The organism is Paraburkholderia sp. J94, assembly GCF_905220285.1.
In the GTDB taxonomy this organism is placed as follows: Bacteria; Pseudomonadota; Gammaproteobacteria; order Burkholderiales; family Burkholderiaceae; genus Paraburkholderia; species Paraburkholderia tropica_A.
Map to the genome: position 1 here is coordinate 303,607 of NZ_CAJMZH010000003.1, position 15,944 is coordinate 319,550.

Consider the following 15,944-nt stretch of genomic DNA (forward strand, 5'->3'; position numbering starts at 1 on the left):
CAAGGAATTCGCCGCCGGTGTGCGCGACACGATCCCCATGATGATCGGCGCGGCCCCGTTCGGCATGATTTTCGGCACGCTCGTGACGTCGGGGCCGCTCGCGCTCTGGCACGGCCAGTTGATGTCGCTCGCGGTGTTCGCGGGCTCGGCGCAGTTCATCGCGGTCGGGCTGATCGCCTCGCACGCGAGCTACGCCGTGATCTGGGCCACCACGCTGATCGTCAACCTGCGCCACGTGCTGTACGGCGCGACGCTCGCGCCCTACGTTTCGCATCTGCCGCTGCGCTGGCGGCTCGCGCTCGGCGCGGTGCTCGTCGACGAAGTGTTCGCCGTCGCCTGGGCGCATTACCGCCGCCATCCGCCCGGCGACGATGTCTCGCCGTGGCACTTCCTCGGCTCGGGTCTTTCGATGTATCTGAACTGGCAGCTCTGGACCGCCGCCGGCCTGGTGTTCGGCGCGGCGTTCCCGGGGCTGCAGACGCTCGGCCTCGACTTCGCGATGGTCGTCACCTTTATCGCCATCGTGGTGCCGCAACTGGTGGCGCTGCGCTTTCTCGCCGCCGCCGTCACCTCGGGCGTGCTCGCGTTCTACTGGCAGGCGTGGCCGTACAAGCTCGGGCTGCTCGGCGCCGTGCTCGCGGGCGTGGCGGTGGGCGTCGCGCTTTCGCTGCCGCGCAAGCCGCGCCGCAACCCTGACGCCGACGCCCAATCGCGCGCACAAAACCAGACCGGCGAGCCACGCCAGGCGCGCGCTCCGCGCGACGCGCACGCCGTCGCGGGAGGCAGCCAATGAGCCCGATCGACCACCCGATGAACTACGTCGTCCTGATCCTCGGCATGGCGCTGATCACGTGGATCGTGCGCACCGCCGTCTTCGTGCTCGGCGAGCGGCTCGTGTTTCCGCCGCTCATGCGCACCGCGCTCGGCTTCGTGCCCGTGACCGTGCTCACGGCGATCATCGTGCCGATGGCGGTCTCGCCGCACGGCCAGGGCGCCGAACTGAGCTGGCGCAATCCGCAACTCGTCGGCGCGCTGGCCGCGATCGCCGTGAGCGCGCTGACGAAGCGTCCGCTGCTAACCATCGCCGTGGGCCTCGGCGTGTTCTTTCTCTGGCAAGGCGTCGTACTGCGCTGAATCACGTGAAGATCCACGCGCTGAAGCCGCGCAAACAACCCTGAAAACGGTGAATCAGCGGCCCTTCCCGGCCGCCCATTCGCACGTTCCTTTCAATCGCCCGCTCAAGTTTCTCCGTCGCGCGCCGTTAAACCGTCGAAGCCTGCCTTGGCGCAGTGGCCAGCCGAAGCCCTGGCCATAGCCAGGCAACGCCAGGAATAAATCGGGGCAACCAGAATGGGGAATATCACCCTTAACCTCAAGGAAGAAACGCTTGCGTCGCTACGCAAGGACTTCGACGCGTTCCTGCGCGTCTCGCTGAAGCTCGACCCGCAGTTTCTGACGCCGTCGTTCGAGGACTTCCTGCGCGCGAAGCTGCTCGACAACATGACGCCGCTCACCGAGCAGGCGGTGCAGCGACTCTTGCAGGGCGGCCAGTACGCATGGGCCAAGCGCACGCTCGACAAGGAATTTCCCGAAGTCGTCTCGATGCTGCTGCGGCAGGCGGGCGATTTTGGCTTCGGCGTGGCGTCGCGGCCTGAGTGGACGCCCGACGAGCTGACGAAGAAGTGCCGCGAGTGGGCAGCCGCCATCGTGCAGGAAGCCCAGGGCGAGGAAGCGCAGATCGACCCGCTGGCCGCGCAGATCAAGTCGGGCGTGCAGGACATCCAGACGCTCGAAGAGATCATGCAGACGCCCGCGTGGCGGCTCGCGGAATCGGTGCGTCAGCGTGTTTATGAGGCGAAGATCGGCTGCGAGCAGGCCACCGGCTCGCTCGCGCGCGAACGGCTCGGCGAGCTGCGCGGCCTGCTGCGCCTCGGCATCGCGCACGGCACGTTCCAGAAGCAGGAAGCGCAGCAGATCATGGAATATCTGCGTCTGTTGAAGCCGGAAATCTTCGTCGAGGAACCCGACGACGTCTTCACGCGCCTCGCCGCCTGGCTGCGCAACTTCTTCGTGCCGCCGCCGAAGAACCAGCCGCGCTAAATCCCTCCCGCCAGCCGGGGCGCCGCGTCGTGCCGCACGCCAGAAACGCCGCGCCCTAGTCCCACATTTTCCGCAGTTTCGCGCCGATCTCGACCTTGGCGCGCGCCGCAGCGGCCAGTCCCGCCGCGCTCGGCGCGCTCGCCACGGGCGGCGCGGGCCACGCGCACGACTCGAACAGCGGCAGCATCGTCGGCGCGATGAAGCGCGTGCGCGACGCCCACACGTGCCGGTCGCCCAACGCCGACTGGTTGTGCACATAAAAGCGCTGCGGCACGACGATGTGCAGATCTTCCTTCGCGCGCGTCATCGCCACGTAGAGCAGACGGCGCTCCTCTTCCAGTTCCTCGTCGCTGCCCGCGCCCAGATCGGACGGAATGCAGCCGTCCACGCCGTTGAGCACGAACACGTTGCGCCACTCCTGCCCCTTGGCCGAATGGATGGTCGAGAGGATCAGATAGTCCTCGTCGAGCAGCGGATCGGCCGATTCGGCGCTGGTCGCGTCGGGCGGATCGAGCGTCAGTTCGGTGAGGAAGCGCTCGCGCGACGGGAAGGTGCTCGCGATGCTCTCCATCTGCAGCAGATCGGCCATGCGCACCTGCGCGTCTTCGTGATTGCGTTCGAGATGCGGCTCGTACCAGCGCCGCACGCGCTCGAACTCGGCGGGCCAGGGCGTGGCGCGCGCGCCGATGCTGTCGATGAGCGCCGTGAACGCGGCCCAGTCCTCGGCCGCGCGCGGCGGCGGCGCGAATGCGGCGAGCGCCTCGGCGGCGCGATACGCGCCCGTGCAGGCCGCGACCTGATCGAGCAGGCGCGCGGCCGTGGCCGGCCCGACGCCCGGCATCAGCTGCGTCACGCGAAACCCGGCCACGCGGTCGAGCGGATTCTCGGCCCAGCGCAGCACGGCGAGCACGTCTTTCACATGCGCGGCGTCGAGAAAACGCAGGCCGCCGAACTTCACGAACGGGATGTTGCGCCGCGCGAGCTCGATTTCGAGCGTCGCGCTGTGATGCGCGGCGCGAAACAGCACGGCCTGCTGCTTGAGCTTCATGCCGCCCTCGCGCGCCTCCAGAATCTGCTCGACGACGTAGCGCGCCTGGGTCGCTTCGTCGGCGACCGTGACGAGGCGCGGACGCTGCTGCGACGCGCGGTCGGTCCACAGGTTCTTGGTGTAGCGCTCGGTGGCGGCGTCCATCACGGCGTTGGAGGCCGCGAGGATCGGCTCCGTTGACCGGTAGTTGCGTTCCAGCGTGACCTGACGCGCGGGCGGATCGAATTGCGCGGGGAAATCGAGGATGTTGCGTACCGTTGCGCCCCGAAACGAGTAAATTGCCTGCGCATCGTCGCCGACCACGGTCAGGCCGCGGCCGTCGGGCTTGAGCGCGAGCAGGATCGACGCCTGCAGCCGGTTCGTGTCCTGATATTCGTCGACGAGGATGTGATCGAAACGCTCGGCGAGATCGGCCGCAATCGCGGGTTCTTGCGCCATATGCGCCCAATACAGCAGCAAATCGTCGTAATCGAGCACATTCTGCTTTTGCTTGGCATCGACGTAGGCGGCGAACAGCGCACGCAGTTGCGGCTCCCATTCGAGGCACCACGAAAACGAGCGCGCGAGCACGTCGGCGAGCGAGTCGCCCGTGTTGACGACGCGCGAGTAGATCGCCAAACAGGTAGATTTAGCCGGAAATCGCTTCTCTTTCGCCGACAATCCCAGCTCATGGCGCACGAGATTCATCAGATCGGCGGAATCTTCACGGTCGTTGATCGTGAACGCCGGCGACAAGCCGATCTGCTCGGCGTACTCGCGCAGCAGCCGTGCGCCGATGCCGTGAAACGTGCCCGCCCACGTGAGCCCCTGCGCGAGCACGGCGGCCGCGCCCGGCACGCCGGCGGCGATGCGCGAAACCCGCCGCGTCATTTCCTGCGCCGCGCGGCGCGAGAACGTTAGCAGCAGGATGCGGTGCGGATCGGCGCCGTTCACAACCAGATGCGCGACGCGGTGCGCGAGCGTGTTGGTCTTGCCCGAGCCCGCGCCCGCGATCACGAGCAGCGGCTCCGGCAACATCGCGCCCGGCGCGAAGGCCTGCGGGCCGCCATGCTCGACCGCCGCGCGCTGCGCTTCGTTGAGCTTGGCGAGATACGCCGCGACATCCTGAGCGACGGCGTGAGCAACGTCGCTGGGTTGATCGGCGAGAGGATCGGAGGAAGCAGCGAGGGAAACGGCGGTGGACACGGGCGGGCGCGGAGAATCCGTAAGAGGCGGCGACGCATACTGTATATCCATACACCTTCGCGCCGCAAGCGCCGGATTTCACGGGGATTCTGCCGCGATCTGGCGACATTTATGCACCAACTCCGCGACACGATGCAAAACGGCGGCGCCCGTTGCCGGGACGCCGCCGCCGTCTACATCGACTCAATCGACTTAATCGACTTAATCGGCTCAAGCGGAGCGCGTTACGGCTGCTGCGCGCCGCCCTGCTGTTGCGCCGACTGGCCGCTCATCTGATCCTTCATTTCCGAGTCATTGGCCTGACGGTCGGCCTTGCGGTTGATCTTCGCGTCCTTGACCTGCGACTTGTACTGCGTCTTGGCCTGCTTTTTCGCGTCGCCGTATTCGGTGCTCGCCGACTTCTTGGCGCTGCGGTATTCGGCGCTGGCCGCCGCATTGGCGTTGCGCTTCTGCACCAGCGGGTCGGTCGGCTGCGGCGCGGTCAGATTCTGGGGCGCGGGCGCCGGTTGTGCGATGCCCGCGGCCGCCGGGGCCTGGCTCGGCGCCATGGCCGGTGCGGCGCCCGGGGCCATCGTCGGCGCTTCCCCGCCCGCCGGCGTGGCGGTCTGGGCGAAAGCGCCCTGCGCGAAGGCAGCGGCGGTGGCGGCAATGGCGGTAGCGGTCAGCAGCTTGCGAATCTGGGTCATGGCGTATCCTCTTTGCAGTGGTTCCGGGAATGACGTGCAACGGTTTTGCAACGGGCGTGCCCGCCGCTGACGCGTTGCCGTGCTGCCGTCTTCCCGCTCGATGGAGCCGCCCGGTCAGACAAACCTGACATCGTTGGCGGTCTCGTTTCGGTGAACCCATTCTCGTCTGAAGATCCGCGCGCCGTCCCGCGACGTTACGCAGCGTTTCATTTGCTGACGAATTCATAACATCTGGCCCCGACATGTAACCAGGCCAACCTCGACGCATCCCAGGCCCCGCGCCGCGCGATCGCTTATGATGCTCACCCTCCGCGCCGCCACGGCGCACGCCTTTGTCCCGACGCATTTGCCTTTAACCGATTTCCACGCGCCATGCCCAATCTCGATTTCACGCTGACCGGCGACTACGTCGAACTCCACAACCTGCTGAAGATCACCGGTCTCGCCGACAGCGGCGGCTCGGCCAAGCAGATCGTCTCGTCCGGTGCGGTCAAGGTCGACGGCGAAGTCGAACTGCGCAAGACCTGCAAGATCCGCGCGGGCCAGTCGGTACTGCTCGGCGACACGCGCATCGCGATCCACGAAGCGCAGTAGCACCCGACGCGGCGGCTGCCATCCATGCCGCCCCTGCCTTTGATGCACCACGCGGGTGCTTTTTGTCTGAAAGACAGGTAACCTCGCCGGGTAGGCTCGCAACCGCTTGAGCCGCCCCTGCCTGCCCTCACGGACGCGATCCCCAGGCACTTTCCGACGCGGCGCGATGATTCGCGCCGCTTGCCTTTCATGACCCGAACGACCTCCACCGCGCGCAACGACCGCGCCAGCCGCGCCATCGCGCCGCCCTCGCTCAAACGCCACGCCGCCGACACCGCACGTCTCGCCGCGCCGCTCGCCATCGCCCAGTTGTCGCAGATGGCGATGAGCGTCACCGACACCGTCCTGCTCGGCTCGCTCGGCGCGGGCGCGCTCGCGGCGGGCGGCCTCGGCGCGAATCTGTTCTTCGTGGTCGTGACGGTGCTGCAAGGCGTGCTGACCTCGGTCAGCGTGAGCGTCGCGCAGGCGCGCGGCGCCGACGATCTGCATCGCGTGCCGCACATCTACTGGACCGGTTTCGCGCTCTCGCTCGTGCTCGCGCTGCCCGCGTTCGCGCTGCTGTCGTTCGCGGAGCCGCTGCTGCACGCGCTCGGCGAGCCGCCCGTGCTCGCGCGCCAGGTCGGCGAATATGCGGCCGTGCTGCGCTGGGGCGCGCCCGCGAGCCTGATCGGCGTGGGGCTGATGCGCTCGTTCCTGCCCGCGATCGGCGCGGCGCGGCGTCTGCTCTGGATCTCGATCGCCAGTGTGTTCTTCAACGGCTTCCTGAACTACGGGCTGATCCACGGCGCCTGGGGCCTGCCGCGCCTCGGCTTTCTCGGCTCGGCGGCGGCCACTGCCGTCACGATCTGGCTCACCACCTTCGTGCTGATGGCGCTGCTGCATCTGCGCCCGTCACATCAGCATTTCGTGGTGGCGCGCCGCCCGAGCGCGCCGATGATGGGCGAACTGTTCGCCATCGGCTGGCCCGTGGCGATCACCTACGCCGTCGAGGCGACGCTCTTTCTCGCCACCGGCCTGCTGATGGGCCTGCTCGGCGCGACGCCGCTCGCCGCGCACCAGATCGCGCTGAACGTCGCCTCGGTGATGTTCATGGTGCCGCTCTCGATCGGCCAGGCGGGCAACGTGCGCGTCGGTTACTGGATCGGCGCGGGCGTGCCGCGCGCGGCGCGTCATGCGGGCTTCGTCGCGCTGGCGCTCGGCGTGGGCTTCATGTCGATGTCGGCGCTCGTGATGGTGCTCGCGCCGCACTGGATCGTCGGGCTCTATCTGCATCTCGACGATCCGGCCAACGCGCAGACCGTCGCGCTCGCCACCTCGCTGCTCGGCGTGGCCGCGATCTTCCAGATCGTCGACGGCATGCAGACGGTCGGCTCCGGCTGCCTGCGCGGACTCAAGGACACGCGCATTCCGATGCTGGCCGCGACGCTCGGTTACTGGGGCATCGGCTTTCCGGTGGGCTATGCGCTGGCGTTCCACTTCGGTTACGGCGCGCTCGGCCTCTGGTGGGGGCTCGCGGCCGGTCTCGCGAGCGTGGCCGTGCTGATGACGTGGCGCTTTCACCGTATAAGCCTGCGCGCGGAAAACGAGGCGGCGCGCTCGCAGACGGCGTAAGCGGCCTCAACAGCCACGGCGGCTCGCGCGAACGACACGCGGGCCGCAAAACCCGCGCGCCGTCCGGGCCGCCTGGCGCGAGCGGTTAGAATACGCGGCTGGCGCCCGCCGCCATCCGTCCCACGAGGGCGGGAAAACACCGCGCGACGAGATCGTCGGCAGCACCGACATCTGCGCAAGATCACGCGAGATCGACGCACAATCCGCGCTCGATCGACGCAAATAGATCAACACGCCAGATCGACGTGCCGCGCAAGCGCGACGCGCGCCGGCCACCCCGGCAACGCGAGCAAACCGCCCCTTTCGGACACACCGCACACAACGCGCACACGCCGCGCACCGCCGCGCCGCCATCAAGAAAACGAACCCTCTCACGGACCACGCTTCCATGCTCGCCCCGATTACCCGACTGTTCCCGCTCTGGGCCGTGCTCGTCTCGCTCGCCGCGTATTTCAATCCGGGCGTCGTCGCGCCCATCGCGCCGCACGTCACCACGCTGCTGATGATCATCATGCTGGCGATGGGCGTGACGCTCTCGTTCGCCGATTTCCAGCGCGTCTTCACGCGTCCCGCGCCCGTGGCGGCCGGCATCCTGCTGCACTACCTCGTGATGCCGCTCGCCGCGTGGGTGATCGCCAAGGCGCTGCACATGCCCGCCGACCTGACCGCGGGCATGGTGCTCGTCGGCAGCGTGGCGAGCGGCACGGCCTCGAACGTGATGATCTATCTCGCGCGCGGCGACGTCGCGCTCTCGGTGACGATCAGCGCGCTCTCGACGCTCGTCGGCGTGTTCGCGACGCCGCTGCTCACGCGCCTTTACGTCGATGCCTCGATCGTCGTCGACGTGCACGGCATGCTGATGAGCATCCTGCAAATCGTCGGCCTGCCGATCGTCGTCGGGCTGATCGTCAACCGGCTCGCGGGCGGCCTCGTGCGCCGCGTCGAACCGGTGCTGCCGCTCGTTTCGATGGTCTCGATCCTCGCGATCATCGCCGCCGTGGTGGGCGGCACGCACGCGAGCATCGCGACGGTCGGCCCGGTCGTGGCGCTGGGCGTGGTGCTGCACAACGGCATCGGCCTGCTCGGCGGCTACTGGGGCGGACGTCTGCTCGGCTTCGAGGAATCCGTGTGCCGCACGCTCGCGATCGAAGTCGGCATGCAGAACTCCGGCCTCGCGGCGACGCTCGGCAAGCTCTACTTCTCGCCGCTCGCCGCCCTGCCGGGCGCGCTGTTCTCGGTGTGGCACAACCTGTCGGGCTCGCTGCTCGCGGGCTACTGGGCCGGCAAGCCCGCGCGCGGCAGCGAGCGCGACGCCGACGAGGCGCGCAGCGCCAATGCAGCGGCCGGCACGGCGCGACGCGGATAACGCGACGCTCAACCTTAAAGCGACGCACAACCTTTAAGCGACGCACAACCGGGCGCGCGCGCCAGCGCATTCATCACGCTAGCCGCGCTGCGCGCCCCATCCCGATCGGCGCGGCGACTTCGCGCAACGACGCGCCCAACGCAACATCACGCACCAACGCGCCGCCATCGCCGTCCATCGCGCCAGCCGCGCGACCCCGCCGCCCGACCCCGGCCCGAGCCGCTCGCTGCGCACCTCGCAACGCACGGCTTCGTCCCATCCGCCGATCCACACGCGCTCGCCCGGCGCGAACGGCAGCGCCTCGCCGGGCGCCAGCCAGTAGTCCTGCGCGTCGCCTTCCACGGTCAGCAGCACGCGCCCTTCGAGCACGCCCACCACGCCGCCTTGCGCACAGCGCACGCGCCGGCATGCGCCGCGCGGCACGTCGAGCGTTTCGGTGCTTTCGCGCCGCGCCTCCACTCCGTTGATTGCCCGATCCATCGCGCGCTCCTTCTCCCGCCGTTGATGATGCAGGCAGTGTGGCGCGCCGCCGCCCGCCGACGTTTCCAGCCGACGTGAAACGAGGCGCGCGCCTCGCGCCGGACGACATCCGACGCGCGCCGCAGTCCGCCGCTTCCCGATAGAATCGTGACGAAAAGACACATGTCTGCGAACCAGCCAGTCCGCGTCCCGCACCGGCGGCCGACCCCGAGGAGATCCCGCTTGCACGCGCCCGCCCTGCACTCCGCCGCCGCCCACGCCGACGACGCTTCGGACGCTTCATGCGCCTGGGCAATGCCACCGGATTCATCGGCGGACTCAGCAGCAACGTCGGCAAGCGCCGCCACGAGCCGCCGCGCCCTCGCCTCCGGCCACGCGCGCCCGTTCGCCACGCTCGCCGCATGCCTGTGCCTCGCGCTCGCCGCCGGCTGCGCGACGCGTCCGCCCGCCAGCGACTATCCGCGCAAGTCCTCCGCCGCGATGTCCGCCGCCGACGCCCACACCACGCTGCTCGGCGCCGCGCTGGCCGCGCCCGAAGCCGCGCACCCGGACCAGTCGGGCTTCCGCCTGCTCGCCACCGGCACCGACTCGCTGCAGATGCGCGTGGCGCTCGCGCGCTCGGCGACGAAGACGCTCGACATGCAGTACTACATCGCCAACGAGGACACCACCGGCAAGCTGCTGCTCGGCTCCGCGCTCTACGCGGCCGATCGCGGCGTGCGCGTGCGCATGCTCGTCGACGACCTGAACTTCCACGACATCGACCGTCTGATGGCCGCGCTCAACAGCCATCCGAACATCCAGATCCGCGTGTTCAATCCGTACGGCAGCACCAGCGAGTCGATGTTCAGGCGCACGCGCAACTTCTTCACGAACGTCGACCAGTTCACGCGTCGCATGCACAACAAGGCGACCATCGTCGACAACGAACTGGTGATCGTGGGCGGGCGCAATCTCGGCGACGAATACTTCAGCGCGAGCCCCACGCTGCAGTTCACCGATCTCGACGTGCTGGGCGCCGGGCCGGTCGCGCACGCGGTCTCCGAGAGCTTCGACGCGTACTGGAACAGCGCGGTCTCGTATCCGCTTTCCGTGATCAATCATCAGAAGTTCGACGCGCACGACCTCGACAGCGCGCGCGACGACCTGCGTCAGCACTGGCGCGAAACCGCCGAGCCGTACAACGCGAAGCCGCTCAACGCGACGCCGCTCGCGCAGCAGATCACGCGCGGCGAACTCGGGCTCGTGTGGGCGAAGTGGAATTTCGTGGCCGATTCGCCCGACAAGATCGCAGGCGCGCGCGATGGCGACGAACACGGCCAGATGGGCGACGCGATGCGCTCGCTGCTCGACCGCATCCAGCAGGCGAACCGCAGCGTGCTGGTGTTCTCGCCGTACTTCGTGCCGCACGACGCGGGTGTGCAGGCGATCCGCGACCTGACCGCGCGCGGCGTGCGCGTAGCGATCCTCACCAACTCGCTCGCGGCCACCGACGCCATTGCCGTGCAGGCCGGTTACAGCCCGTACCGCGTGCCGATGCTCAAGGCCAACGCCGAGCTTTACGAGTTCAAGCCGATCCAGGCCGAGCGCTCGGAGCAGCGGCGCTTCGGCATCGTCGGGTCGCGCTCGCGCGCGAGCCTGCACGCGAAGGCCTACGTGATCGACGACAGCACGCTCGTGATCGGCTCGCTCAATCTCGATCCGCGCTCGGCGAACCTCAACACCGAACTCGCGCTCTCGATCGAAAGCCAGCCGATCGCGCACGAAGTGACCGGCTATTTCGCGCTCGCGAGTTCGCCCAAAGCGAGCTACCGCGTCACGCTCGCCACGCCCGCGCAGCTCGCGTCGATGCACGGCAGCGCGATCTCCTCGCCGCTCGTCTGGACCGACGAGGAAGACGGCGCGATCCGCACCTACAACCTCGATCCTGGTGCGGGTTTCTACCGAAATCTGCTAACCGGGCTATTCTTGCTGTTGCCGGTCGACAACCAGCTCTGAATCAGCGCTGAATCAGCTCTGATCTTCAGCGCGGGCGAGTCGGCCAGGCCTCGACGTCCGCCATCACAGCCAGCCGCGAGCGCCGTCCCGCCCTGCATGCGTTGTTCCGCATGCCCCGGGCGCGGCCCGCCCGCACCGGCCTCGCGCCGCGCAGCCACGCGCTGCGACGCCGTCGCCCAGCCATCACGCGGATCGAACCCGTCACGAAAGCGGCGCGCGCCTTCGATGCAGCGCCGCGTCATTCACCGGAGTCACCCATGACCGCATCTCAAGACAACGTCCGCATGGAGCGCGACACGTTCGGCGAAATCGCCGTGCCCGCCGCGCAGCTGTGGGGCGCGCAGACGCAGCGCTCGCTGCAGAACTTCCGCATCTCGACCGAGAAGCAGTCGCCGGAACTGATCACCGCGCTCGCGACGATCAAGCGCGCGGCCGCCGAAGTGAACCACGGCCTCGGCGTGCTCGACGAAGCCAAGGCGCGCGCGATCGTGCAGGCCGCCGACGAGATCATCGAAGGCAAGCATGCGGGCGAATTCCCGCTCGCCGTCTGGCAGACCGGCTCGGGCACGCAGACCAACATGAACCTCAACGAGGTGATCGCGAACCGCGCGAGCGAGCTGCTCGGCGGCGAGCGCGGCGAGGCGCGCAAGGTGCATCCGAACGACGACGTCAATCGCGGCCAGTCGTCCAACGACGTGTTCCCGACGGCCATGCACGTCGCGGCCGCCGTCGGCATCGTCAAGCATCTGCTGCCCGCGCTGAAGACGCTGCGCGACACGCTCGCGACCAAGTCGCAGCAATTCGGCGACATCGTCAAGATCGGCCGTACGCACCTGCAGGACGCCACGCCGCTCACGCTCGGCCAGGAGTTTTCGGGCTACGTCGCGCAGCTCGATCACGGCATCAAGCACGTGGAAACCACGCTGCCGCATCTCTACGAACTCGCGCAGGGCGGCACGGCGGTCGGCACCGGCCTGAACGCGCATCCGCAGTTCGCGCACAAGGTGGCCGACGCCATCGCGAAGCTCACGGGCGTGCCCTTCGTCACGGCGCCCAACAAGTTCGAAGTGATGGCGGCCGCCGACGCGCTCGTGTTCGCGCACGGCGCGCTCAAGACCGTGGCCGCGAGCCTCATGAAGATCGCCAACGACGTGCGCTGGCTCGCGAGCGGCCCGCGCTGCGGCCTCGGCGAACTGTCGATTCCCGAGAACGAACCGGGCAGCTCGATCATGCCGGGCAAGGTCAACCCTACGCAGTCCGAAGCGCTCACGATGCTCTGCTGCCAGGTGTTCGGCAACGACGTCGCCGTGAACATCGGCGGCGCGAGCGGCAACTTCGAACTGAACGTGTTCCGCCCGATGATCGCGCACAACGTGCTGCAATCGATCCGCCTGCTCGCCGACGGCGCGCTGAGCTTCAACGATCACTGCGCGGTGGGCATCGAGCCGAACCGCGATCGCATCGACACGCTGCTCAACGAGTCGCTGATGCTGGTGACGGCGCTCAATCCGCACATCGGCTACGACAAGGCCGCGCAGATCGCCAAGAAGGCGCACAAGGACGGCACCACGCTCAAGGCCGCCGCGCTCGCGCTCGGCCACGTGACCGAGCAGCAGTTCGACGAGTGGGTGAAGCCCGGCGAGATGGTCGGCAACCTGAAGGGCTGAGTGCCGGCTTGAGTGCAGAATAAGCCCTTCCTGAAGGGTTGAAATGCAAAACGGGCGGCGAGGTTTCTGGCCTCGCCGCCCGTTTTTTATTCACGCATCTCGTGCGTCAGACTACGCCCTTCGCCACTTCCTCGGGCTTCAGTTCAACGATCGCATCGAGCGCTTCCTTCACGTCGAGCGCGTATTTCGCGAGGCGCTTCTGCTCGTCGGTTTCCGGCACGAAGGTCGGGACGGGAATCGGATTGCCGTTTTCGTCGACGGCCACGAACACGATCAGGCAGTCGGTCGTCAGGCGCAGCTGGCCGCTTTTCGGATCGCCCGCGTGCACGGTGATGTGGATGTGCATCGAGGTGCGGCCCGTGGCCACCACGCGTGCGCGCAGCTCGACCATGTTGCCGACGAGGATCGGGCGGCGAAAGCGGATGTTGCCCACGCTCACCGTCACGCAATAGCGGCCCGACCAGACGGCCGCGCAGGCGTAAGCGGTTTCGTCGATCCACTTCATCAACGCACCGCCGTGGACTTTGCCGCCGAAATTCACGGAGGTCGGCTCGGCAAGAAAACGGAACGTCGTTTCCGAACGGTCCAGCGGCTGGGAAGGCGTACTCATATCGGCTCCGCTCGTGTGGGGGTTCCGCTTGCGCGGCGTGGAATCGTCGCGGCGATTCGTTTATAGGAGCGAACGATTATACGAGCGCATCAAGGCAATCGCAGCCGTGCTTTTGGTACGGGTGTTTTGCGGATCCGTTGAAAACCCGGGGCGGGGTTTTAGCGCGTCTCGCCCGTGCCTCTAGCGCGTCACGCCGCCGAAAACCGCGCGCGATAGTCGACCGGCAGCACGCCATAACGCCGCTCGAACGCGCGGCGCAGGTTCTGCTCGCTGCCGAAGCCGCAATCGGCGGCGATGCGCTTGACCGGCCGGCGCGACTGCGCGAGCGCGTGCGCGGCGGCTTCGACGCGCATCGCGGCCACGGTGCGCGCGGGCGTGCGCCCCACCGCTTCCACGTAACGGCGCGCGAAAGTGCGCGGGCTCATGCGCGCCTCCTCGGCGAGCCGCTCGACGCTCAGCTCGACGTGCAGATTCGCCGCCATCCAGCCGTGCAGCGTCTCGAACGCGCCGCCCGCCGCGCTCTGCGCCTCCAGCGCCTCGCTGAACTGCGCCTGCCCGCCCGGCCGCTTCATGAACACGACGAGACGGCGCGCCGCCTGCATCGCGACCGCGTGGCCGTGATCCTCCTCGATCAGCGCGAGCGACAGGTCGATGCCCGCCGTCACGCCCGCCGAGGTCCACACTGTGCGGCCGTCGCGCTCGTCGCGCAGCCAGATCGGCTCGGGATCGACGTCGATTTGCGGATAACGGCGCGCGAGCTGCGCCGCGTTGCGCCAGTGCGTGGTGGCGCGGCGGCCGTCGAGCAGACCCGCCGCAGCCAGATAGAACGCGCCCGTGCAGACCGACGCGACACGGCGCGCGCGCGGCGCCGCCGCCGCGATCCAGGCGACCAGGGCGGGATCGGGCACGGTCGTGTCGTCGACGGGAATGCCGGGGACGATCAGCGTATCGATGGCGGCGGCGTCGAGCGAATCGAGCCGTTCGGTGACGACGGGCAGGCCCGCGAAAGTCGGCAGCACGCCGCCCGCCAGCGAGGCAACCGTCACGCGGTAGGCGCGCGGCTCAGAGGGAGAATGCGTGGGCGAATGTGTGGATGAATGCACGGATGCGGCCGTGTCGCACAAGGCCGCGCGCACCGCCAGCTCGGCGCGCCAGAACGCCTCGACGGGACCGCAGGCATCGAGCAGCACGAGTTCGGGCGCGACCGCGAAAACCACGTGCCGCACGGGAGAAGAGTCAGACATGGCGCCAACCTGCGACGTAACCGGGAACGTCCCATCATCGCATGGGCGCCTGTGGCAGTCAGGTCAATCTGACATCAATTACTGCCACAGCATTCGGATGGCGATCAGTTGCGAACCGAAATGCCCTGATCGATCGTGCCGTACATGGTGATGCCGCTCGCGCTGCTGCTCGCCGGCGTGCCGCCTGCGCAGGCCGCGCAGAGCAGCGTGAGCGTTGCGAGGGCGCTGAGGACCAGAATCCGTTTCATGACTGCCTGTCTGCTTCAAGTGATGCACCGATTTTAGCGCGCGGGCCGCCAGCGCCTCAGTTTCGCGGGCGCATCGACACTTCACGTCGCGCTGAAACGTCGAATGGCGAGGTTCGCTACAGTGACGATATGGGCCGCCGCAGCGCGCTGCGCGCCGCCGCCGTCCGCTTTCCGAAGTCATCGATGCACCCGACGCCCCCGAAAGGAACCGCCATGATCCTGCCCGCCAGCGACGACACCCAGCATTTCCCCGGCCTCGCCCGCGTCGCCGCCCTGCTTGCCGACCCCGGCCGCGCCGCCATGCTCTGGTCGCTGATGGACGGCAGCGCGCGTCCGGCGGGCGAGCTGACGCTGATCGCGGGCCTGTCGCCGTCCGCCGCGAGCGCGCATCTCGCGCGGCTCGCCGAGGGCGGCCTGCTCGCGCTCGACGTGCGCGGACGTCATCGCTATTACCGCATCGCGACGCCCGAGGTCGCGCAGGCCATCGAGGCGCTGATGAACGTCGCGCACGCCGCCGCACCCGCGCGGCCCGTCACGCGCCCGGCGCGCACGGTGCCGGTGGAGATGCGCCACGCGCGCACCTGCTACGACCACATGGCGGGCGAAGTCGCGGTGCGCGTGTTCGAGCGGCTCGTCGACGGCGGCCTGCTCGTGCGCGACGGCGAGGATCTCGACGCGACGCCCGCGGGCATCGACCGGCTCGCCGCGTGGGGCCTCGATCTGTCGGCGCTGCGCGCGCGGCGGCGGCGCTTCGCCTGCACCTGCCTCGACTGGAGCGAGCGGCGTCCGCATCTGGGCGGCGCGCTCGGCGCGGCGCTGCTCGATCGCTTCACGGCGAACGGCTGGGTCGAGCGCACGAGCCGTCCGCGCGTGCTGCGCATCACGCCGCTCGGGCAGCGTGAATTCGATGCGTTCGCGCCCGTCTGACGGCATCGTCTGACGTCCCCCGAGCCGCACAAATGCGCCCAAAAATCTGACAAATTTCCGACAACGTCCCGCAAAACCCAGCGATATTCGCAACTTCCATCAAAGTTCACACGTTCTGTTACATATAGTGCATAGCCCATAACAATTGCGTGAGCATGGAAACAGACCGGGCGGATAGAG

The 15,944-nt window shown here is 68.4% G+C and carries 15 protein-coding genes; 9 read left to right on the forward strand and 6 right to left on the reverse strand.

What is annotated here, in order from left to right; all coding sequences use genetic code 11:
• The first annotated feature begins 37 nt into the window (after positions 1 to 37).
• The 3 genes from U4Y88_RS07620 (at position 38) to U4Y88_RS07630 (ending at position 2,100) form a co-directional block, all read left to right on the forward strand.
• Positions 38 to 793 (forward strand): AzlC family ABC transporter permease, encoded by a 756-nt coding sequence (locus U4Y88_RS07620; RefSeq protein WP_321783411.1) that lies wholly within the window; start codon positions 38 to 40, stop codon positions 791 to 793.
• A 17-nt stretch (positions 794 to 810) separates the two neighbouring features.
• The gene (locus tag U4Y88_RS07625; RefSeq protein WP_321783413.1) at positions 811 to 1,134 is read left to right on the forward strand and encodes an AzlD domain-containing protein; all 324 of its coding nucleotides are present in this window, start codon (positions 811 to 813) and stop codon (positions 1,132 to 1,134) included.
• A gap of 216 nt (positions 1,135 to 1,350) precedes the next feature.
• Positions 1,351 to 2,100 (forward strand): DUF4088 family protein, encoded by a 750-nt coding sequence (locus U4Y88_RS07630; RefSeq protein ID WP_224008230.1) that lies wholly within the window; start codon positions 1,351 to 1,353, stop codon positions 2,098 to 2,100.
• A 55-nt stretch (positions 2,101 to 2,155) separates the two neighbouring features.
• On the opposite strand, the gene U4Y88_RS07635 is transcribed toward U4Y88_RS07630, so the two are convergent.
• The gene (locus U4Y88_RS07635) at positions 2,156 to 4,384 is read right to left on the reverse strand and encodes an ATP-dependent helicase (RefSeq protein ID WP_321783229.1); all 2,229 of its coding nucleotides are present in this window, start codon (positions 4,382 to 4,384) and stop codon (positions 2,156 to 2,158) included.
• A gap of 173 nt (positions 4,385 to 4,557) precedes the next feature.
• On the reverse strand, positions 4,558 to 5,019 hold the full coding sequence (locus tag U4Y88_RS07640; RefSeq protein ID WP_224008227.1) for a hypothetical protein: 462 nt from the start codon (positions 5,017 to 5,019) through the stop codon (positions 4,558 to 4,560).
• 372 nt (positions 5,020 to 5,391) lie between these two features.
• On the opposite strand from U4Y88_RS07640, the gene U4Y88_RS07645 reads away from it, so the two are divergent.
• The 3 genes from U4Y88_RS07645 (at position 5,392) to panS (ending at position 8,590) form a co-directional block, all read left to right on the forward strand.
• Complete coding sequence (locus U4Y88_RS07645) at positions 5,392 to 5,613, forward strand: RNA-binding S4 domain-containing protein (protein WP_224008225.1); 222 nt, start codon at positions 5,392 to 5,394, stop codon at positions 5,611 to 5,613.
• A 189-nt stretch (positions 5,614 to 5,802) separates the two neighbouring features.
• Positions 5,803 to 7,224, forward strand: a complete 1,422-nt coding sequence (locus U4Y88_RS07650; RefSeq protein WP_310631797.1) for an MATE family efflux transporter — start codon at positions 5,803 to 5,805, stop codon at positions 7,222 to 7,224.
• Between the two features lie 388 nt (positions 7,225 to 7,612).
• Positions 7,613 to 8,590: a ketopantoate/pantoate/pantothenate transporter PanS gene (gene panS, locus U4Y88_RS07655; RefSeq protein WP_224008221.1), complete on the forward strand. Its 978-nt coding sequence runs from the start codon at positions 7,613 to 7,615 to the stop codon at positions 8,588 to 8,590.
• A gap of 78 nt (positions 8,591 to 8,668) precedes the next feature.
• On the opposite strand, the gene U4Y88_RS07660 is transcribed toward panS, so the two are convergent.
• Positions 8,669 to 9,070 (reverse strand): DUF2917 domain-containing protein, encoded by a 402-nt coding sequence (locus U4Y88_RS07660; protein WP_321783231.1) that lies wholly within the window; start codon positions 9,068 to 9,070, stop codon positions 8,669 to 8,671.
• Between the two features lie 294 nt (positions 9,071 to 9,364).
• On the opposite strand from U4Y88_RS07660, the gene U4Y88_RS07665 reads away from it, so the two are divergent.
• Both U4Y88_RS07665 and fumC read left to right on the forward strand, forming a co-directional pair.
• Positions 9,365 to 11,068, forward strand: coding sequence for a phospholipase D family protein (locus U4Y88_RS07665; protein ID WP_321783233.1), 1,704 nt, complete (start codon positions 9,365 to 9,367; stop codon positions 11,066 to 11,068).
• A 257-nt stretch (positions 11,069 to 11,325) separates the two neighbouring features.
• Positions 11,326 to 12,735, forward strand: coding sequence for a class II fumarate hydratase (gene fumC, locus U4Y88_RS07670; RefSeq protein WP_321783235.1), 1,410 nt, complete (start codon positions 11,326 to 11,328; stop codon positions 12,733 to 12,735).
• 106 nt (positions 12,736 to 12,841) lie between these two features.
• On the opposite strand, the gene U4Y88_RS07675 is transcribed toward fumC, so the two are convergent.
• From U4Y88_RS07675 to U4Y88_RS07685, 3 genes are all read right to left on the reverse strand, one after another.
• A complete protein-coding gene (locus U4Y88_RS07675) occupies positions 12,842 to 13,345 on the reverse strand; it encodes an acyl-CoA thioesterase (protein ID WP_224008213.1) in 504 nt (167 codons plus the stop codon).
• A 188-nt stretch (positions 13,346 to 13,533) separates the two neighbouring features.
• Positions 13,534 to 14,589 (reverse strand): GlxA family transcriptional regulator, encoded by a 1,056-nt coding sequence (locus U4Y88_RS07680; protein ID WP_321783237.1) that lies wholly within the window; start codon positions 14,587 to 14,589, stop codon positions 13,534 to 13,536.
• A 104-nt stretch (positions 14,590 to 14,693) separates the two neighbouring features.
• The gene (locus tag U4Y88_RS07685) at positions 14,694 to 14,837 is read right to left on the reverse strand and encodes a hypothetical protein (protein ID WP_224008207.1); all 144 of its coding nucleotides are present in this window, start codon (positions 14,835 to 14,837) and stop codon (positions 14,694 to 14,696) included.
• A 219-nt stretch (positions 14,838 to 15,056) separates the two neighbouring features.
• Between U4Y88_RS07685 and U4Y88_RS07690 the strand changes: the two genes are divergently transcribed.
• The gene (locus U4Y88_RS07690; protein ID WP_310632244.1) at positions 15,057 to 15,764 is read left to right on the forward strand and encodes a helix-turn-helix transcriptional regulator; all 708 of its coding nucleotides are present in this window, start codon (positions 15,057 to 15,059) and stop codon (positions 15,762 to 15,764) included.
• Positions 15,765 to 15,944 lie beyond the last annotated feature (180 nt).